General features: G+C 67.4%; 16 protein-coding genes and 4 pseudogenes. 6 read left to right on the forward strand and 14 right to left on the reverse strand.

Going from position 1 to position 18,202, the window contains the following annotated elements; genetic code table 11:
* Positions 1 to 131: 131 nt before the first annotated feature.
* Complete coding sequence (locus J2X21_RS18375) at positions 132 to 1,094, reverse strand: GlxA family transcriptional regulator (RefSeq protein WP_310331026.1); 963 nt, start codon at positions 1,092 to 1,094, stop codon at positions 132 to 134.
* A gap of 109 nt (positions 1,095 to 1,203) precedes the next feature.
* On the opposite strand from J2X21_RS18375, the gene J2X21_RS18380 reads away from it, so the two are divergent.
* From J2X21_RS18380 to J2X21_RS18390, 3 genes are all read left to right on the forward strand, one after another.
* Entirely contained in the window at positions 1,204 to 1,506 is a 303-nt protein-coding gene (locus tag J2X21_RS18380; protein WP_310331028.1) for a putative quinol monooxygenase, read from the forward strand.
* A 54-nt stretch (positions 1,507 to 1,560) separates the two neighbouring features.
* A complete protein-coding gene (locus tag J2X21_RS18385) occupies positions 1,561 to 1,848 on the forward strand; it encodes a glutathione S-transferase N-terminal domain-containing protein (RefSeq protein ID WP_310331029.1) in 288 nt (95 codons plus the stop codon).
* A 181-nt stretch (positions 1,849 to 2,029) separates the two neighbouring features.
* Positions 2,030 to 2,653 (forward strand): tyrosine-type recombinase/integrase, encoded by a 624-nt coding sequence (locus tag J2X21_RS18390; RefSeq protein ID WP_310331031.1) that lies wholly within the window; start codon positions 2,030 to 2,032, stop codon positions 2,651 to 2,653.
* Between the two features lie 358 nt (positions 2,654 to 3,011).
* Here the strand turns inward: J2X21_RS18390 and J2X21_RS18395 are convergent, their stop codons facing one another.
* From J2X21_RS18395 to J2X21_RS18450, 12 genes are all read right to left on the reverse strand, one after another.
* Positions 3,012 to 3,719, reverse strand: a complete 708-nt coding sequence (locus J2X21_RS18395) for an ABC transporter ATP-binding protein (RefSeq protein WP_310331033.1) — start codon at positions 3,717 to 3,719, stop codon at positions 3,012 to 3,014.
* Entirely contained in the window at positions 3,712 to 4,464 is a 753-nt protein-coding gene (locus tag J2X21_RS18400; RefSeq protein WP_310331034.1) for an ABC transporter ATP-binding protein, read from the reverse strand. Before J2X21_RS18400 ends, J2X21_RS18395 begins: the two co-directional genes overlap by 8 nt.
* A complete protein-coding gene (locus J2X21_RS18405) occupies positions 4,461 to 5,498 on the reverse strand; it encodes a branched-chain amino acid ABC transporter permease (protein ID WP_310331036.1) in 1,038 nt (345 codons plus the stop codon). The genes J2X21_RS18400 and J2X21_RS18405 overlap by 4 nt, the downstream gene beginning before the upstream one ends.
* On the reverse strand, positions 5,491 to 6,384 hold the full coding sequence (locus J2X21_RS18410) for a branched-chain amino acid ABC transporter permease (protein ID WP_310331038.1): 894 nt from the start codon (positions 6,382 to 6,384) through the stop codon (positions 5,491 to 5,493). Before J2X21_RS18410 ends, J2X21_RS18405 begins: the two co-directional genes overlap by 8 nt.
* Before the next feature lie 13 nt (positions 6,385 to 6,397).
* Entirely contained in the window at positions 6,398 to 7,567 is a 1,170-nt protein-coding gene (locus J2X21_RS18415) for an ABC transporter substrate-binding protein (protein WP_310331040.1), read from the reverse strand.
* 25 nt (positions 7,568 to 7,592) lie between these two features.
* On the reverse strand, positions 7,593 to 8,399 hold the full coding sequence (locus tag J2X21_RS18420; RefSeq protein WP_310331235.1) for an enoyl-CoA hydratase/isomerase family protein: 807 nt from the start codon (positions 8,397 to 8,399) through the stop codon (positions 7,593 to 7,595).
* Positions 8,392 to 9,924: an AMP-binding protein gene (locus tag J2X21_RS18425; protein WP_310331042.1), complete on the reverse strand. Its 1,533-nt coding sequence runs from the start codon at positions 9,922 to 9,924 to the stop codon at positions 8,392 to 8,394. Before J2X21_RS18425 ends, J2X21_RS18420 begins: the two co-directional genes overlap by 8 nt.
* Positions 9,917 to 10,432 carry a (2Fe-2S)-binding protein gene (locus J2X21_RS18430; RefSeq protein WP_310331043.1) on the reverse strand — a complete coding sequence of 172 codons (516 nt, stop codon included), beginning with the start codon at positions 10,430 to 10,432 and terminating at the stop codon, positions 9,917 to 9,919. The genes J2X21_RS18425 and J2X21_RS18430 overlap by 8 nt, the downstream gene beginning before the upstream one ends.
* Positions 10,429 to 11,253 carry an FAD binding domain-containing protein gene (locus tag J2X21_RS18435; RefSeq protein WP_310331045.1) on the reverse strand — a complete coding sequence of 275 codons (825 nt, stop codon included), beginning with the start codon at positions 11,251 to 11,253 and terminating at the stop codon, positions 10,429 to 10,431. The genes J2X21_RS18430 and J2X21_RS18435 overlap by 4 nt, the downstream gene beginning before the upstream one ends.
* The gene (locus J2X21_RS18440; protein ID WP_310331048.1) at positions 11,250 to 14,264 is read right to left on the reverse strand and encodes a xanthine dehydrogenase family protein molybdopterin-binding subunit; all 3,015 of its coding nucleotides are present in this window, start codon (positions 14,262 to 14,264) and stop codon (positions 11,250 to 11,252) included. The genes J2X21_RS18435 and J2X21_RS18440 overlap by 4 nt, the downstream gene beginning before the upstream one ends.
* Before the next feature lie 134 nt (positions 14,265 to 14,398).
* Positions 14,399 to 15,289, reverse strand: coding sequence for an AraC family transcriptional regulator (locus tag J2X21_RS18445; RefSeq protein ID WP_310331050.1), 891 nt, complete (start codon positions 15,287 to 15,289; stop codon positions 14,399 to 14,401).
* A 186-nt stretch (positions 15,290 to 15,475) separates the two neighbouring features.
* Positions 15,476 to 15,688 (reverse strand): GGDEF domain-containing protein, encoded by a 213-nt coding sequence (locus tag J2X21_RS18450; RefSeq protein WP_310331052.1) that lies wholly within the window; start codon positions 15,686 to 15,688, stop codon positions 15,476 to 15,478.
* A 90-nt stretch (positions 15,689 to 15,778) separates the two neighbouring features.
* Here J2X21_RS18450 and J2X21_RS18455 point away from each other — a divergent pair.
* The 3 pseudogenes from J2X21_RS18455 to J2X21_RS18465 all read left to right on the forward strand — a co-directional run.
* Positions 15,779 to 16,144, forward strand: a pseudogene (locus J2X21_RS18455) (site-specific integrase); the annotation flags it as partial.
* Positions 16,139 to 17,266: pseudogene (locus J2X21_RS18460) on the forward strand (dihydroxy-acid dehydratase); the annotation flags it as partial. The pseudogenes J2X21_RS18455 and J2X21_RS18460, both read left to right, overlap by 6 nt.
* Before the next feature lie 30 nt (positions 17,267 to 17,296).
* A pseudogene (locus J2X21_RS18465) lies at positions 17,297 to 17,708 on the forward strand (GlcG/HbpS family heme-binding protein).
* A 344-nt stretch (positions 17,709 to 18,052) separates the two neighbouring features.
* On the opposite strand, the pseudogene J2X21_RS18470 reads toward J2X21_RS18465, so the two are convergent.
* Positions 18,053 to 18,187 (reverse strand): annotated as a pseudogene (locus J2X21_RS18470) (integrase); the annotation flags it as partial.
* Positions 18,188 to 18,202: the final 15 nt, after the last annotated feature.

An 18,202-nucleotide genomic window follows, 5' to 3' on the forward strand; every position in this document is an offset into this window, starting at 1 on the left:
CGTCAGCAACGTGCCCGAAGCAGCCTTCCACTTCGACCCGATGAACTCACGCGGACGGCCACGAGCGGTCATCAACGAACGGCAGCTTTCGGGCTGTTCATCGCCCCAGCGGCCACCCAGAGCGAACCCGATCAGGCGCCCGCGCGCAACTCCCTCACGCCGCGGCCCAGCTTGCGACGCAACAAGGCGCGCAGGGTCACCCCGTCCGCGTAGCCGACCTGCGCGGCAATCTGGTCGATGCTCTCGCTGCCAGTGCGCAGCAGGTGCACAGCACGCTCGACACGTAGATCCTGGAAGTACGACAGTGGTGACTTGCCCAACACACCCTGCAGGCGCCGCGCCAAGGTGCGTTCGCTGGCCCCCGCTGCGACGGCCGCCTCGGCCAGCGAGAACCCGTGCGCGAGCTGCTGTCGGGCCCAGCCCTCGAAGCGCTGGACCACCGGGTCGGCATGGGCGAGGTGATCGGGGATCACGAACTCAGCTTGCGAGCCGCGTGCCTCGACCAGCAGGTAACGCGCCGCCAGCGCCGCCAGCGTCGGGCTGCAGCTGCGCACGATGCTCAACGCCAGATCAAGGTGGGCCAAGGCGGCACCGGCCGTGGTGAAGCCGGCCGAGTTCACGAGCATGCGGGAATCATCGAGCAGCACGCGCGGATAGCGCTGCCGGAACATCGGCGCCAGCCACCATGAGGTCGTGGCGCGTTGACCGTCGAGCAGCGCGCTCTCCGCCAGCAAGAAGGTGCCGGTGCAGGCGGCACCGACCGCCGCTCCGTTGCCGGACAACTGCTGCAACGCGACGACCGCGTCGGCCACGTCCGCACATGCCAGCCGCGCCGCGAGCGGGTCCGGCATCTTGGCGCCGAGCGCGGGCACGAGCACAACGTCGGGGTTGCGCACAGCGTGCACCGGCACCACGGGCACCGTCAGACCCTGCGCAGTGCGCACGCGTCGCCGCACGCCGACCAGCGTGACTTCGATGGGTGCTGGCGCCTGCGCCAGCGAGCCCGCCAGTTCGCCGGCCGTGCTCAGCGTGTCAGTGAGGGCCGCCAGGCCCAGGTCGAACACGCCATCCAAGACAAGAAGGTGAAGGCGCATGGCGGGAATGATATCAATGTTGGCCTTCCTGCCACTCGTGGACGTCGCCGGCAAGACTTAGTCTGCGGACTCCCTCATGCAACCACCCATTCATCGCAAGGATCAAGCCATGACCAAGTTCGCCCTCTTCCTCCGTCTCGAAGCCAAGCCTGGCCAGGAGGCCGCCGTTGCCGACTTCCTGGCCGGCGCGCTGCCGCTGGCCAACGCCGAGTCGGGCACCACCGCCTGGTTCGCTTTGAAGTTCGGCCCTTCGACTTTCGGCGTGTTCGACGCCTTTGCCGACGAGGCGGGTCGCCAGGCCCACCTGAACGGTCCCATCGCAGCGGCTTTGATGGCCAAGGCAGCGGAGTTGTTCAGTGCGCCGCCGAACATCGAGAAGATCGATCTGCTGGCGGCGAAGTTGCCTGGCTGACGGGCGCACACTCGGCGGCGCACTTGCGCCGCCCTCCGTCTTGACAGGACTGCCATGACCAGCAGCGCCCGCTTCGACCTCTTTTCGTTTTGGCGCACCTCCGCGACCTATCGTGTGCGCGTCGCCTTCAACCTGAAGGGCGTGACGCCGCAGGAGCACAACATCAACCTCGATGCCGGCGAACAACGCAGCGAGGCCTTCCTGAAGCTGAATCCGATGGGCGCCATCCCGGCGCTCGTGGACCACGCTCCCGGCCGGTCGACAACGCCGCTGACCCAGTCAGGTAGGGCGGGTCACGACCCGCCCTACCTGACTACAGGTGCCTCTGCATCACGCCGTTGAGCGACTGCTTTCCCGCCGCGATTTCGATGGGCCGAACGACCGCTCAGGGTGCGAAGGCGTCCGTCGGGCGGGCCAAGATAGGTCCTTGGCCTCGACGTGACCTCCGTGCGGCCCGCTGAAGCCGACTCGGCCATACCTATAGGCGCAAGCTGAGTGACCCGCAACTCGATGGGAGACCGTCATGGGTACCGCAGTCAACGCCGCTCGTCGGGAACCTTGGATCAAGGGCAAGTTCGTCGGGCAGAAGGCTCCTTTCAAGCCCCAGGAGATCTGGGCCGTTCGCGTCCGCCTTCAGATGGAAGGCCGGGTGCGCGAACTGGCCCTCTTCAATCTGGGAATCGACAGCAAGCTGCGCGGATGCGACCTAGTGGCGCTCCGGGTCCGGGACGTATCCCATGGCGAGCAGATGGCGACCCGTGCCATCGTCATGCAGCACAAGACCCAGCGGCCGGTGCAGTTCGAGATCACGCAGGCTACTAGGGACGCCGTGCAGGCGTGGATCCGGCAAGCAGGGTTGAAGTCCGAGGACTTTCTGTTCCCGAGCCGGCTCCACGAATCGCCCCATCTAGGGACCCGACAGTACGCTCGGATCCTTGGGCATTGGGTCGATGAGTTGGGTCTGAACCATGCCGACTACGGTACCCACTCGATGCGGAGGACCAAGGCGACGCTCATCTATTGGCGCACCAAGAACCTTCGCGCCGTGCAACTGCTGCTCGGCCGTTCCAAGCTGGAGTCGACGGTGAGATACCTGGACATCGAGGTCGATGATGCCCTAGAGATTTCCGAGCAGACTGAAATCTAACGCTGACCCAAGCTGCCGCTCGGGCCAAGGCGCCTGGGCGGCCATCACCCAACGACGGGGCGGAACATGACACGGGGCAGAAAGTCTCGGCCCTGAGTTGAGTCCGCCCTGGCTGGCGGCTCCGCAGCGATTGCGAACTGTGGATCACTCGACCTCAGTGCACGCTCATGGTCAATCGGCAGACATCGGCCCGGTGCTAGTCCCGCATGCTTAAAGACCGCTAAAGGATGCGCGGCCGACGGCGCAGGTGCTGAGGCGCCCTGATATTGCCCGCACGAACAATGCATCCGGCTGGAACCTGGCACTCGCGCCCCTACGCGGACCAGCTCGATAAATTCGGGAAGGACATCAGCCTGATCTAGACGCTCAGCTTCTCCAGCAAGTCCGCACGGTGTGCCGCGTTGGCTGATTCGCCCTGGGCCGTCACTTGGCCGCGCTCGATCAGGTAGTAGCGCTGCGTGAGCGCGATGGCGCGCTGCACGTTCTGCTCCACCAGCACGATGGGGATGCCGTCGCGGGCCAGCCCGGCCATCAGCTCGAACAACTCGTCCACGATCATCGGCGCCAGACCTTCGGTGGGCTCGTCGATCAGCAACAACTTGGGCGCGCCGGCCAGCACGCGGGCCATGGCCAGCATCTGCTGCTCGCCGCCGGACAGCGTCGTACCCATTTGGCGCCGGCGCTCGGCCAGGCGAGGGAAGCGCTGGTATATCTCATCGAGCTTGCCGCGCGAGGCCGCCCGGCTGCGGCGCGGCACCTGCAGCAGGCCGAGCTTGAGGTTCTCCTCTACCGTGAGACCCGGAAAGATGCGTCGGTCCTCGGGCACCAGCCCGATGCCATGGCGGCAGACCTGCTCGGGAGCGGCGCCGGTCATGTCCGTGCCGTCGAATCGCATGGAGCCGCTGCTCGGCCGCACCCAGCCGGCGATGGTCTTGATCACCGTCGTCTTGCCGACGCCGTTACGGCCAAACAGGCCAACCACCTCGCCTGGACCGACCTTGAGCGAAATCCCCTGCAGTACGTGGCTGAGGCCGTAGTGCGTGTGCACGTCCTGGAGTTCAAGCATGCTGCTCTCCGAAGTAGGCGGCCTGCACGGCCGCATTGGCGCGCACGGCGGCCGGTGTTCCCTCGGCCAGTTTCTGACCCTGATGCATCACGACCACGTGATCCGAGAGCTGCATGACCAGGTCCACGTCGTGCTCCACCAGCAACACCGACAGGCCGTGCTCCCGCACCAGGCTTCGGATCATCTGCTCGGTCTCACGCGTGTCTGCGTGACTCATACCCTGAGTGGGCTCGTCCAGCAGCAGGAGGCGTGGCTTCGCGGCGAGCGAGACCGCGATCTCCAGCCGGCGCTGCTCGCCATGTGAGAGGAAACCGGCCAGTTCGTCCGCTTTGTCGGCCAGGCCGAACTGCTCGATCAGCTCATCCACCCTGGCCAGCGCCAGCCTGCTGCGCGTGACCGAGCGCAGCAGGCCCTGGCCGTGCTCGAGGAACTGCGCGGCGAGGCGCAAGTTCTCGCGCACCGACAGTTCGAAGAAGAGGTTGGTGATCTGGAAGGAGCGCGCCAGGCCGGCTGCCAGCATCTGGTGCGGCGCAGCACCGGTCAGCTCGCGGCCCTCGAAGCGCACCGTGCCGCTGCTGGGCCTGATGGCGCCGCTGATCAGGTTGAACAAGCTGCTCTTGCCCGCGCCGTTCGGGCCGATCACGGCCGTGATAGCGCCGGGCTGGGCGTCGAAGCTGACGTCGTTGACGGCCTGCAGCGACCCGAAGCGCACGCCCAGACCCCGCACTTCGAGAAGTGCACTCATGACTTGTTTCCTCGCAGATTGAGCCAGCGCTGCAGGCGCGGCAGGCTACTGCCGACCAGGCCGCGCGGCAGCAGGATCACCACCACCACGAAGAGCAGACCGATGACGATGTGGTGGTGGGTGGTGAAGGAGCCGACGACGGAGCGCAGGCCGGTCAGCAGGGCCGAACCGTAGAGCGGTCCGATCAGCGTGCCGGTACCGCCGACGATGACGTTGATCACTGCTTGGCCCGAGACCTGGAAGAACATCAGCTCTGGCGAGACGAAGCCGCGCAGCATCGGGTAGAGCGCGCCGCTGGCGCCGGCCATGCAGGCCGCGGCGACGAAGGCTGCGAGCTTGTAGCGCCAGGGGTCGAAGCCGAGAAATGCCACGCGGTGCTCATTGACGCGGATAGCGTCGAGCTGCCGGCCCAGCGGCGTGCCCATCAGGTGGCGCAGGCCGAGGTAGAGCGCGGCGATGAAGGCCAGGGTAACGAGGAAGAAGCCCAGCGGATCGGCCGAGCCCAACCCCGGCAGCACGACCGCGGCCGGCACGCCAATAATGCCGTCGGAGGCGCCGAGCTCGCGGGTGTTGAACACGACCTTGGAAACGACCTGTGCCAGGCCGAAGCTGATCAACGCGAAGTACACGCCCTTGGAGCGGATCGCGATCAAGCCGCCCACCAGGCCGGCCAGCGCGCTTGAGGCCACGGCCACTACCAGCGCTAGCCAGAACGATGCTGCCCAGTGCTGCAGCACGAGCGCGGAGACATAGGCGCCCAGGCCGAAGAACAGCGCCTGGCCCAACGGCAGCAAGCCGGTGCGGCCAAGCAGCAGATCCACGGACAGCGCGAGGCCGCCGAAGATCAAGGCCTCGGTCGCCAGTCGGACGAAGAACTGGTCGCCCAGCGCCGTGGCCGCGAGGCCGAAGACTGCGGCGCCGACGAAGAAGACCCAGGCCAGCAGGCGCAACACGTCGGGCGGCGCGCGGCGAGCGCGCGGCGGCGTAGCCACCCCGGTAGGCGAGGGTGGAGGAGTGAGGATGGCGTCACGCATGGCCGAGCTTTCCGAACAGGCCCTGTGGCCGCCACATCAGCACCAGCACCATGATGCCGAAGAGCAGCGGGTCGCTCCACACGGGAGAAATGAAGAGGCTGGAGATGGACTGCACCTGCGTCAGCAGCAGGCCGGCGAGCACCGCACCCTTGATGGAGCCCATGCCGCCGATGATCACGACCGAGAAGGCGATCAGCACGAAGTCGCGCCCCATAGTCGGGAAGACCGAGTAGATGGGCGCGAGCAGCACGCCGGCCAGTCCCGCCAGTGCCACGCCGAAGGCGAAGGTTCCGGCGTAAACGCGCGCCACCGGCACGCCCAGCGAGGCGCTCATGTGCCGGTCGAAGGCCGCGGCCCGCACGATGGCTCCCAACGGCGTTCGGAAGACCAGCAGCCAGACCCCAGCGATCAGCAGGCCACCGAAACCCATGACGAAGAGACGGTAGTTCGGGAAGAACAAGCCCACCACTTCCGTGGCGCCGCTGATCGGCGACTCCATGCGCAGCGGGTTGGCTCCGAAGGCGATCTTGAGCACGTCCTCCAGCACCACGCCCACGCCGAAGGTAAGCAGCAGGGTCAGCGTGTGCCGGTCCTTGCTGTGGAACACGCGCTGTATCAGCCCGCGCTCGGTGGCGTAGCCCATCACGGCCATCAGCAGCGGCGTGAGCAGCAGCGCCCACCAGAATGAAAGGCCCAGGCCCAGCAGGGCCACGGCCAGGTAGGCACCGATGGCGTAGAACTCGCCGTGCGCCATGTTGATCACATCCAGCAGGCCGAAGATGATGGTGAGCCCCAAGGCCATCAGCACCACGGCCACGCCGATGGAGAGGCCGTTGATCATCTGCGGAGCGAGGACGAATTGCAGCCAATCAACGGCTTCATTCATGACGGCCTCCGGCTCAGAACCTGGTGCAGCTGTCGGCGCCGATCGCCGCCGCGGCCGCGACCTTGCCGACGATCTCGAACTTGCCGCCGTTGACGCGCACGGCATACATGTCCTGCATGGCCTGGTGGTCGCCGGCACGCATGGTCTTCGTGCCCTGCGGCGTCGCCCACTGGATGCCGCGCATGGCTTCGCGGACCTTGTCGGTCTCGGTGCTCTTGGCCTTCTCGACGGCGGCCTTGTAGAAGAAGAGCACGCCGTAGCTATCGGCGCCGTAGAGGTCGGGCTGGGCCTTGTTGGCGGCCTCGAAGTCGGCAACGAACTTCTTGTTCTCCGGCGAGTCGAGGCTGGTCGAATAGCCCACGCCGGTGACGAAGCCGTCGGCGGCCTTGCCGATGGCGGCGAGGTTCTGCGAGGTCACGGTACCCGAGGCGCCAACCACCTGGACAGTGCGGTTGAGGCCGAACTCCGCCATCTGGGTGAACAGCCGCACCGTGTCGTTGCCAGCCACCGAGGTGTAGATCACCGCCGGGCGGGCCGAGCGGATCTGGCCAAAGAAGGGCGAGTAGTCCTTGTTGTCCAGCGGCGCGAACACCTCGCCCACAGTCTTGGCGCCCTTGCCCTCGGCGGCCGACTTGAACGCCGCGACGGTGCTGCGACCCATCTCGTAGTCGGGACCGAGGTAGAAGACGTTGGCGTTGGGCTTGGTCGTGGAGAGCCAGTCGGCCAGCGCGGCGGACTGCATGCCGGCTCGGGCATTGACGCGGAACACATTGGGCGAGCACTTGTCTGCAGTGATCGAGTCCGCGAAGGAAACGGTGGTGGCGATCAACCGGTTGTTGCGCTCCGCCAGCTGACCCACGGCGAGCGTGGAGCCGGAGTTGACCGTGCCGGTCAGGAAGTCCACCTTGGCCACCTGGAACAGCTTCTCGGCCTTCTGCACGGCCACGGCGGGGTTGGCTTCCTCGTCCTCATACAGCAGCTCCAGCTTGCGGCCCATCACGCCGCCGCCGGCGTTGATCTGGGCTGCAGCGAGGTCCAGCCCCCATTTCACCTGCTGGCCGATACCGGCATAGGTGCCCGAGAGCGGCGTCACCACGCCGATGCGGATGGTCGCCTGGGCGCTGGCGGCCGCGCTGCCGAGCAGCGCAAGGGCGAGGGTCGTGAGCTGCAGTATCTTTGTCATGATCGTCGTCTCCTGTTGTTGTGGATCAAAGGCCCGTGAAGGCCGGCTTGCGCTTGGAATGGAAGGCCTCAACACCTTCCTTGAAGTCGACCGAGCTGCGCAGGCGCGAGTAGCAGTGGCCTTCAAGCTCGATGGCGATGGAAAGCGGCGAGTCCTCGGTGTCGTTGAGCAGCTTCTTGGCTGTGCGCTGGGCCAGCGGGCTGAAGGAGCGCAGCTCGTCCACCAGCGCATCGGTGGCCTTCTCCAGCTCGGCGTCGAGCACGCAGTCGGTGGCCACGCCCCAGTCGAAGGCCTGGCGGCCGCTGATGCGGCGCGAACGCATCACGATGTCCTTGGTGCGCGTAATCCCGACCATCTTCTGCAGCCGCGCGGAGCCGCCCGATCCGGGGATCTGCCCCAGCTTCTGCTCGGGCAGTGCGTAAAGCGTGGTCTCGGTGACGAGGCGGAAGTCACAGGCCAGCGAGAGCTCGAAACCCACGCCGAAGCAATAGCCGCGCGCCGCGGCAATCACCGGCTTGCTGCAGCGCGCCGGGGCGGCCACATTCCAGGCCAGCTTGGAGACATGCTCAGGCGAGGCCTCAAGGAAGCCCTTGATGTCGCCGCCGCTGGAGAAGTGCTCACCCACGGCGCGCACCACGATTACGCGCACTCGCGGGTCGGCGTCCAATGCCTCGAAGGCGATGCGCAGCTGCTCGCGCGCCCGCATGCTGATCACGTTGAGCGGCGGACGCTCCAGCACGATGTCAGCCCGCTCGCGCGCGGCGTCGATCTCGATGTGAAAGCCGTCCAGCTCGGCAGGCAGCGTCTGGGCGGGGTGGTTGAGGTCAGTCAGCATCATGTTCTTGCTCTCCGATGGGTTCGTAGTCACCCGCCACCAGCTTGCGGCGCAACACCTTGCCGACGGGGGATTTGGGGATCTCGCGGACGAAGACGTAGTCGCGCGGGCGCTTGAAATTGACAAGGTCGGAGCTGCGGCAATGCGCGTCCAGCGCGGCCGGCTCCACGGGCGAGCGGGTCTTGACGAAGGCCACCACCTTCTGGCCCCAGCGCTCGTCGGCCAGGCCGGCAACGGCCACCTCGTCGACGGCGGGGTGCAGGGACAGCACCGACTCGATGTCCACCGGCGAGATGTTCTCGCCGCCGCTGATGATCATGTCGTCCACACGGCCGGTGACGAAGAGGTCGCCGTCGGCATCCACATAGCCGGTGTCGCCGGTGAAGTACCAGCCCTCGCGCAGGCTTTTGGCATTGGCGTCGGGCCGCTGGTGGTAGCCTTCGAAGGCCTCGTCGCTGAGCAGCTCGGCAATGATCTGGCCCTCTTCCATCGGCGCGGCGCGGCGCTCCACGGACTTGCCGTCCAGCGCCACCACGCGCAGCCGCGTGTTGATGCCTGCGCGGCCCGCCGAACCCGGCTTGCCCACGGCGTCCTGGTTGATGGCCACGGTGTAGATCTCCGAGCTGCCGTAGTGGTTGACGAACAGCTCGGGCCGGAAGGCTGCCCGCAGGCGCAGCAGCAGCGCGTCGTGCATGGGTGCGCCGGCGAAGCCCAGCTTGCGCACGCTGCCGACGTCGGTGCCGGCGAAGTCTGCATGGGCCAGCAGGTCGTGATAGAGCGTCGGCACCAGGTAGAGGTGGCTGATGCGCTCGGCCGCGATGGCGCGCAGCGCGGCGGCGGCGTCGAAGCGCGGCATGCAGACGAAGCGCCCGTCCAGCAGCGCCAGCGCCAGCAGCGAGCGCACGCCCATCGTGTGATACAGCGGCATGACGCCCAGCGTCCGCTCGCCGTAGCCATAGCGGTTCTGCGCCACATGCGCCAGCGCGGCGATGCGCTCGGCGCGCTGCCGGCGCGGCACGCCCTTGGGTGCGCCGGTCGTGCCCGAGGTGTAGAGCATCAGCGACCAGTCTTCGGCCTGCCCCTGGGGCACGGGCTCGGCGGCGCCGGCCAGCAGGTGTTCATAGCGGCGGTCGCCGGTGCCCACACCGACACGCAGCGTGACCGCGGCTATCGCCGACGCCGCGACCGCTGCCTCCGACACCGCCTCGTACACCAACACCCGGGCGCCCGAGTCTTTGAGGACGTGGTCGATCTCCTCCGGCTTGGCGCGCCAGTTCAGCGGCGTCATGACGATGCCGGCGAACTGGCAGGCCCAGTGCAGCGTGGCGGCTTCGCTGCGGTTCTGTAGGATGGACAGCAGGTGGTCGCCCCGGTGCAGGCCCAGCGCCGCCAGGCCCTGCTGGGCGGCGCCGATGCGCAGCGCCCAGTCGGCATAGGTCAGGCGCAGGTCGCCGTCCACCAGGGCGATGGCGCCGGGCGCACGTTCGACGCTTTGCAGGAAGGTGCGGCCGAGGTCAAGCATGGGCCACCTCCAGCACTGCGGCCACGATGGGCGCGTAGCCCGTGCAGCGGCACAGGTGGCCGGAGAGCATGTCCCGCACCTCGGCCTCGTCGGGCTTGTGGCCGGCTTCGCGCAGGCGCGCCAGCCAGTCGGTGCACGACATCAGGATGCCCGCGGTGCAGAAGCCGCATTGCAACGCATGGTGGCGCTTGAAGGCCGCCTGCAGCGCGCCGAGCACGCCGTCGGGGCCGGCCAGGCCTTCGACGGTGTCCACGCAACGGCCGTCCACCTGCACGGCCAGCGTCAGGCAGGCGCGCGCGGCCACGCCGTCGATCTGCACCGTGCAGGCGCCGCAGACGCCGTGTTCGCAGCCCACGTGCGTGCCGGTGGCGCCGAACTCCTGGCGCAGGAAGTCGCTGAGCAGCAGGCGAGGCGCGGCGTGGCCGCGGCGCGCGCAGCCGTTGAGCTGCAGCTCGATGGGGTGCCGCTGGTCGCGGCTCAGGGCTGGAGCGCTCGTGGAAGCGGTCATGCGGATCTCCGGGCTTGTTCGATGGCCTGGCGGCCGAGGCGGCGCACCAGGTGGCGGCGCGTGGCGGCGCTGATCTGTGGGTCGTCGCGGGCGTCCAGGTCCCAGGCGAATTCGTTGAGCGCGTCGTCGAGCGCGCTGCCATCCAGCAGCGGCAGGTCGCGCGCCACCGGCCGGTCGGCCACGCCGCCCACGGCCACGCGCAGGCCGGCCGCATCGGCCACCGCGGCCACGGCGCAGATCGCGAAGTCGCCATGCCGGCGCGAGAACTCGGTGAAGCCGAAGCCCTGGCCCGGCCGGGCGAGCGGGAAGCGCGCGGCCTCCAGCAGTTCGTCGCCAGCGCGGGCCGTGCTGAGCATGCCGGTGAAGAAATCCTGCGCGGCCACGCGACGCTGCCGCTTCGCGTTGCCCAGCATCAGCTCGCCCTTCAGCGCCAGCAGGCACAGCGGCAGTTCGGCAGAGGGATCGGCATGCGCAATGGAGCCGCAGACCGTGCCGCGGTTGCGGATCTGGAAGTGCGAGATGTGCGGGAAGGCCAGGGCCAGCAGCGGCAACTCCTGCGCAAGCTGCGGCCGCCATTCGACGCTGGCCTGCGTGGCTGCGGCGCCGATCTGCAGGCAGCCATCGCGCGACTCGACCTGCGCCAGCGCACGGCTGCGCGAGATGTCCACCAGCAATTGCGGCTGGGCCAGGCGCATGTTCAGCACCGCCATCAACGATTGGCCGCCGGCCAGGATGCGGGCGTCATCGCCATGGCGGGCCAGCAGCTCGCGGGCCTGCTCGGAGCTGTCGGCGCGCTGGTAGTCGAAGGCGGCGGGCTTCATGCGCGCACCCCGAACTTCTTGAGCAGGCGCTGCCACCACGAGACCGGCGCCGTCTCGCCCGCAGCCTGCCGGCCGAGCGACTCGAAGAGCTGCGCCACGATGATGCGCGCCGCGCCCTCGAGCATGCGGCTGCCGACCATGGCCACCTTGCCGCCCACCTGGGCGCGGTAGTCGTAGCGCAGCAGCGTGCCGCCGCCGGCCACGGGCTCCAGCGTGACCAGACCATCGCCTGCGCCTGTGCCCAGGCTGGAGCGGCCGCTGCCGGCCAGGCGCAGGCGAAGCGGCGCCTCGATGTCCGAGAGCTGGATGCGCGCCTCGTATCGCGCCTTCACCAGGCCCACGCCCACGGTCACCTCGGCACGGTAGCGGTTGGGGCCGTCGGTCTCCAGGGCATGACAGCCGGGGATGACGCGGGCCAGCGCGGCCGGATCCAGCAGGACGGCGAAGACCTGCTCGGGCGTGGCGGCGATGTGGACCTCGCCCTGCGCCTGCAGCGCTTGCCCCTCGCCCGGCAGGCCGGGCGCGGCCACAGGCTTGCGCGGCGCCTTAGAAACCGGGTCGGGCGTGTCTAGCAGGGCCAGCACGCGGCTGGGCGTCAGCGGCAGGCGGATGTCATCGACATCCTTCAGGGGCCGCAGCGCATCGGCGAAGGCATTGGCCACGCAGACAGGTGTGCTCATGTTGTTGCCCTCGCCCAGGCCCTTGGCGCCCAGCGGCGTGAAGGGCGAAGGTGTTTCCAGGTGGACGATGCTCGGGTCCGGCGTCTCGCAGGCGGTGGGCATCAGGTAGTCGGCCAGCGTGCCGGACTGGAAGCTGCCGTCGGCGCCGTAGCGGAACTCCTCCAGCAGCGCCGCGCCCAGCCCCTGCGCGAAGGCGCCGCGGATCTGCCCGTCGGCCAGCGCCGGGTTGAGCAGGCGGCCGGCGTCGTGCGCGGTGACATAACGGTCGACGCGCACGGCGCCGGTGGCGGGGTCCACCTCCAGGCCGCAGATGTCGAACACGAAGCCATAGGTCGCCGAGGTGTTGACGCGGTCCTGCGGATCGGGCGCGGCCAGGGTCTCGGGCGTCCAGAAGGCGGTCTCGCGCAGCCCCGGCGCCACGCCCTCCGGAAGCAGGGCCGGAGCCCAGTGCGGGCTGGCGGCCAGGCGGGTGAAGGGCTGGCGGCGTGCGGGGTCGAGGCGGCTGGTGATCTCGCCGCCTGCAAAGACGACATCGGCCGGCGCGCAGCCGAATTGGGCGGCGGCGATGAGCGCCAGCTTGTCGCGCAGCTTGACGGCGGCCAGGTGCACCACGCCCGCCACCGCGCCGGCAAAGCGGCTGGAGTAGTTGCCGGCCGCGACCGACCAGGCATCCTTAGCCGTGTCGAACTCCACGTTGACGATCACCTGCTCCGGCTGCAGGCCCAGCGCGTCAGCCACCACCTGGGCGCAGACGGTCATGTGGCCCTGCCCGGCCGGCGCCGACGCAATGGTGACGTTGACGCCGCCGAGCAGGTCGATGGCCACCGTGGCGCTGGCGATTGCGCCGTTCTTGGGGCCGGCCTTGGCGCGCTGCTCGGGCGTGAGCACGGTGCTGATGTAGCCCATGTTCGAGACCGAGGGTTCAACGATGGCAGCCATGCCGATGCCGTAGTGAAGACCGGCGGCGCGAGCAGCGGCCTGGCGTTCGCGCAGGCCCAGGCGCTCGGCTTCGGCCAGGGCGAGATCCAGGGCGCGGGCGTAGTCGCCGGAGTCCAGCACGGCGCCGGCGGCGGCACGGTAGGGGAATTGATCTGCACGCACGAAGTTGCGGCGGCGCAGTTCGGCCGGGTCGATGCCGAGCTCCACGCCGATGCGGTCCATCAGGCGCTCCAGTGCGTAATAGACCTGCGGTCCGCCGAAGCCGCGTACGAGGCCGGTGGGCGTCTTGTTGCTGACGACCACGCGGTTGCGCACGCTCAGGTGGGCGATGTCGTAGGGGCCGGTGAGGCAGCCATGCATGCGGTAGAACGTGGCCGGCTCGGGCGCGCGCAGGTAGGCGCCGACCTCGTCCACCTGGTCCCAGTCCAGCGCCAGGATGCGGCCGTCGTCGCGCACGGCGGCGGCCAGCGTGGTGAAGCGTGCGGTGGCGGAGGTCGCGGCGCTCAGGTGCTCGAGTCGGTCTTCCACCCACTTGACCGGCGCGCCGCCGGCCTTGCGCGAGGCCAGGCACATCAGCACCACGTACGGGAACACCGCCTGCTTGACGCCGAAGCTGCCACCCGAGTCGCGCGGCACGCGGTGCCGCAGCTTGTTGCCGGGCACCTTGAGCGCCATGGCCATCACGGCGTGCAAGGAGAACGGGCCCATGAAATTGGACAGCACGTCGTAGCCCTCGCCGCCGCTGAGGTACTCGGCGATGACGACGCCGCATTCGATGGGCGAGCAGCTGTTGCGCGGGTAATGGACGGTGGTCTGCACGCGGCGCGCGCCAGCGAATGCCGCCTCCGGCTCACCGTACCGGAAGCTGCGCTCCGAGACGATGTTGCTACCCACGGCCTCATGCAGCAGCGGGCTGCCGGGCTGCAGGGCCGCGTCAATGTCGACCAGGGCGGGCAGTGCTTCGTATTCCACGCGGATAAGGTCCAGCGCGTCCTCGGCGATGTAGCGGTCCTCGGCCACGACCACGGCCACCGGCTCGCCGACGTGGCGCACACGGTCCACCGCGAGCGCCCAATGCTGCATCGCTTGCTTGACGCCCACGACAAAGGGCTGGGCCCAGCGCTGTACGTCTTCGCCGGTCAGCACCGCTCGCACGCCCGGCAGTGCCAGGGCCGGCGCCGCATCAACGGAAAGCAGCCGCGCATGGGCATGGGGTGAGCGCAGCACGGCGGCCTGCAAGGTGCCGGGCTTCACGCCGAGGTCGTCGGCATAGCTGCCGCGACCGCTCAGGAGCGCCGTGTCCTCCAGGCGTTCGAGGCGTTGACCGACGAAGCTGCTTGGGGCCGCGGGCGTTGGTGCCGCTGCGGCCGCGAGCCGGGGCTCTGCGTGCATTTGTCTCCTATGTCCCGTTCGGGCTGCTTTCGTATGCAGCGCCAGTCTCGGGATTCGGAGCGAGCGGCGTTAACGCGAGAGTCCGGTGAATGACCGGATCATCTGGTCACTGACCAAATCGTCTGGTGACTTGTTCAGATCAGGTCGGCGCTGGTGTCTGCGGCGGCCCGGGCCGGCGGCTCGAACAGATTGACCACCCGGCGGTAGTCGCTGGGCGTGATGCCCAGGTGAGCACGGAAGAAGCGCGAGAAATGCCCGGGCGCGGAGAAGCCCAGCCCATGAGCCACGTCACCGACGGGCTCGCTGCTCTGCGTGAGCCGCTGCACCGCAGCCTCGAAACGCAGCACGTTGGCATAGACCAGGGGCGTGACCTGGGTGAAGCGCTGGAACAGGGTGAAGAAATGGGCCCGCGAGAGGCCGGTCGATGCGGCCAGGTGGTCGACATCGAAGTCATGCGTCACGTCCTGCTTCATCAAGGCAATGGCCTGGCGCACGCGCGGGTCCATGGCCACCGGGGGCTTCAACTTGAGAAGCGCAGACAGGTCGCGCCAGCCCGAATAGCTCTCGATCACCGCGATGATCAGGTTGAACAGCAGGTCCTCCAGTCGACCTGGCGACACCTCGTCAGCCCACCAAAGCTCGAGCACGAACTCCTCGGTGATCTTGCGTGTGGCGGCATTCAGGCGCACGCCCGACTGCGGGAAGAAGCGCGGATGAGCCGACAGCGCCAGCGAACGCTGAATTTCGGCGAGCCAGCCCGGCTCGATATAGAGCGCCAGGATCAGCGTCTGCTCGCCCTGTGGCCCTTCATGCTCGTAAGCGTGATGCTCCCAGGCATTGATCAGCACCGCCATGTCGTCGGTCAGCGGCGCCCGTTCTCCGCGCACCCGGAACGCGCTGTCAGCCCCGCCTGCCTTGATGAGGATATGGCAGTGGTGATGCGCGTGGCCCACCAGTGGCGCATTCATGTCGAGCAAGGCCACACGGCCGAATCGGCCTTGGAAGATTTTGACGGCAGATGACAAGGTAATGTTCTGCGAATCGACGCCGGAGCATAGCGCGCCCATCGTTGCCACGCGCTGGGCGTCAACGTTGACGGCAAATCGAGCCGAGAGTGCAGGGCCACTCGGAACCCTATGCGGCGGGCCTGCTATGGGAGTTAGTAGCGGATGCAGCGATTGGCCATCGCCCCAAGCCTTGCGCAGAGGGCACTAGATCGCAACTCCGCCAGTCGCCATCTCAACGCGGTTTCGCCCAGCTCGTTTTGCCCGGTACAACGCTTCGTCAGCGTAGGAAACCAATGTGTCTGGCGAGTCGCCATCCGCCGGAAAGCAAGCAACCCCTACTGAAATAGTGACGGGCGGGTGATCACGCCCCGAGACATTTCGTGTACGGCTCCGGATTGAAGACAACCGAGCTGGCACTGGGCAAGGCTAGCTTGGTTGACGCAGGGCAATTTCCCCACCGAAACACCGGCGCATCTTTTCCTTCCCTCAACTCGATGGGAGACCATCATGGGAACCAATGCCAATGCGGCTCATCGCGAGCCATGGAACAAGGGCAAGATCGTCGGCCAGAAGGCCCCGTTCAAGCTCAAGGACATCCGGGCGCTAAGGGTGCAAATTCAGATGGAGTGCCGGGTGCGCGAACTGGCCCTCTTCAACTTGGGAATCGACAGCAAGCTTCGCGGGTGCGACCTGGTGAGACTGAAGGTCCGCGACGTGTGCCATGGCGATCAATTGGCGACGCGCGCCATCGTCATGCAGCGCAAGACCCAGCGCCCAGTGCAGTTTGAGATCACCTAAGTAACCCGGGACGCCTTGCAGGCTTGGATTAAGCAGGCCTGGCTGAAGCCCGAGGACTTCCTGTTTCCCATGCGTACAGCCAGCACGATGGCCTGCATCGCCGAGGCGCTCGGCATGACCATGCCTGGTGGCGCTTCGCCGCCGGCGGTGACCGCTGACCGCATGCGCATCGCTGAGCAGACCGGTACCCAGGCCGTGACCATGGCGAAGGCCGGCCTGACCATCGACAAAATTCTCACCCCACAAGCCTTTGAGAACGCGATTCGAGTTTTGCTGGCCATCGGCGGTAGCACCAACGCCATCGTTCACCTGGCTGCCATGGCCGGCCGCATGGGCTTCGACTTGGACCTCGAAGCCATGGACCGAATGGGGCGCGAAACGCCCGTGCTGGTGGACCTGAAGCCATCCGGCAAACACTACATGGAGCACTTCCATGCGGCGGGCGGCATGGCCACGCTGCTGCGTGAGCTGCGGCCATTTCTGAACCTCGACTGCCTCACGGTTACCGGCCGAACTCTGGGCGAGGAACTCGACGCTGCAGGCCCGGCGTTCGCTCAAGATGTCGTCAGGCCGATGAGCAACCCCATCTACCCGCAGGGTGGATTGGCAGTCCTGAAGGGCAACCTGGCGCCGGGCGGCGCCATCATCAAGCAGTCGGCTGCCAATGCGAAGCTGATGGAGCACGAAGGCCGTGCAGTCGTTTTCGAGAACACGGCCGACATGGCTGCTCGAATCGACAGCGACGACCTCGATGTCACAGCCGATGACATCCTGGTCCTGAAGAACATCGGTCCGAAGGGTGCGCCCGGCATGCCGGAGGCCGGCTACATGCCGATTCCGCTGAAGCTTGCCAAGGCTGGGGTGAAAGACATCGTGCGAATCTCCGACGGCCGCATGAGCGGCACCGCGTTCGGCACCATCGTCCTGCACGTCACCCCTGAGTCGGCCGTCGGTGGTCCCTTGGCGCACATCTGCAGCGGCGACCGCATTCGACTCAGCGTGAAGAACCGCGAGATCAGCGTGCTCATCTCGGACGAGGAGCTGGCGCGACGCGCGAAGGAGAACCCCATCACGCCCCCGACCGCGGACCGCGGCTATCGCAAGCTCTTCCTGCAGACCGTCATGCAAGCCGACCAAGGGGTCGACTTCGATTTCCTGCGCCTTCCCGAGAACCGCGGCAAGACACCGACCCGCTGAACTGCCTTAACTTCCCGAACTGAAAAGACCATGATTTCCAAGCCAGCGCTTACCAAGGAAGACGCCATCGTCATCCTGAACGCCGCCGAATCTGAGGCAGTGAAGCACGGATGGAAGGTATCCCTGGCAGTGTGCGACGACGGAGGCCATCTTCTGGCCTTCGTGCGTCTGCCGGGGGCCAACCTCGCGTCGACAGACATCTCGCAGGCAAAGGCGCGCACCGCGACGCTGCTGAAGCGCGAAACCAAAGGCGTCGAGGAAATGATTAACCAGGGGGCGCTACGCGTTCCTGTCGGTCCCGAAGATCGATGGCGTTCTCGAAGGCGGCGTGCCCATCGTCGTTGGTGAGTACTGCGTGGGCGCAATTGGTGTCAGCGGTGTCCTGGCCCCGCAAGATGCGCAGATTGCCAAGGCCGGCGTAGCAGCACTACCGACTGCGTAGCACTGCCCATTCGAGGCCAAACAGCATGGGGCGACCTTCTGCGCTCACCGACGGTTTCGCACCATACCTACTCCGCCGCCTAACTAGCCGCTCGCGGTTCAGCTTCAACGTTGAACGTCAGCTTTGAGGCGGCTCATCGTGCTTAGTGCTACTTCCGCTTTGGGTCGTTTGCGTGATTACGCTGACCCCGACCGAGTGCCCGCTTTGGGCACAACGCTGCCACTCGCGGCTAAGCATCGAACCGGGGAGGTTGGGCGGGAGCTTCGACCAACCCTGGTACCCGCATAGCAGCCGTTGCAGGCGGCCGATCCGCCCTTGGCGAGAATCGGCCGCCGGCTGGCTTCTCAGATCTCCGTCTGCTCCGAAATCTCTAGCGCGTCATCTACCTCGATGCCAAGGTACCGGACCGTCGACTCCAGCTTGGAATGCCCGAGCAGCAGTTGCACGGCTCGCAGATTCTTGGTCCGCCGATAGATCAATCACCTCGCTCATCC

The organism is Roseateles asaccharophilus (assembly GCF_031458115.1).
Classification (GTDB): Bacteria; Pseudomonadota; Gammaproteobacteria; order Burkholderiales; family Burkholderiaceae_C; genus Pelomonas; species Pelomonas asaccharophilus_A.

What these genes read in the sequence shown, in the direction of transcription:
- J2X21_RS18405 (WP_310331036.1), bottom strand. Translation starts at nt 5,498, where the DNA reads ATGCGTGACGCCATCCTCACTCCTCCACCCTCGCCTACCGGGGTGGCT.
- J2X21_RS18440 (WP_310331048.1), bottom strand. Translation starts at nt 14,264, where the DNA reads ATGCACGCAGAGCCCCGGCTCGCGGCCGCAGCGGCACCAACGCCCGCG.
- J2X21_RS18415 (WP_310331040.1), bottom strand. Translation starts at nt 7,567, where the DNA reads ATGACAAAGATACTGCAGCTCACGACCCTCGCCCTTGCGCTGCTCGGC.
- J2X21_RS18390 (WP_310331031.1), top strand. Translation starts at nt 2,030, where the DNA reads ATGGGTACCGCAGTCAACGCCGCTCGTCGGGAACCTTGGATCAAGGGC.
- J2X21_RS18425 (WP_310331042.1), bottom strand. Translation starts at nt 9,924, where the DNA reads ATGCTTGACCTCGGCCGCACCTTCCTGCAAAGCGTCGAACGTGCGCCC.
- J2X21_RS18435 (WP_310331045.1), bottom strand. Translation starts at nt 11,253, where the DNA reads ATGAAGCCCGCCGCCTTCGACTACCAGCGCGCCGACAGCTCCGAGCAG.
- J2X21_RS18375 (WP_310331026.1), bottom strand. Translation starts at nt 1,094, where the DNA reads ATGCGCCTTCACCTTCTTGTCTTGGATGGCGTGTTCGACCTGGGCCTG.
- J2X21_RS18395 (WP_310331033.1), bottom strand. Translation starts at nt 3,719, where the DNA reads ATGCTTGAACTCCAGGACGTGCACACGCACTACGGCCTCAGCCACGTA.
- J2X21_RS18410 (WP_310331038.1), bottom strand. Translation starts at nt 6,384, where the DNA reads ATGAATGAAGCCGTTGATTGGCTGCAATTCGTCCTCGCTCCGCAGATG.
- J2X21_RS18385 (WP_310331029.1), top strand. Translation starts at nt 1,561, where the DNA reads ATGACCAGCAGCGCCCGCTTCGACCTCTTTTCGTTTTGGCGCACCTCC.
- J2X21_RS18400 (WP_310331034.1), bottom strand. Translation starts at nt 4,464, where the DNA reads ATGAGTGCACTTCTCGAAGTGCGGGGTCTGGGCGTGCGCTTCGGGTCG.
- J2X21_RS18430 (WP_310331043.1), bottom strand. Translation starts at nt 10,432, where the DNA reads ATGACCGCTTCCACGAGCGCTCCAGCCCTGAGCCGCGACCAGCGGCAC.
- J2X21_RS18380 (WP_310331028.1), top strand. Translation starts at nt 1,204, where the DNA reads ATGACCAAGTTCGCCCTCTTCCTCCGTCTCGAAGCCAAGCCTGGCCAG.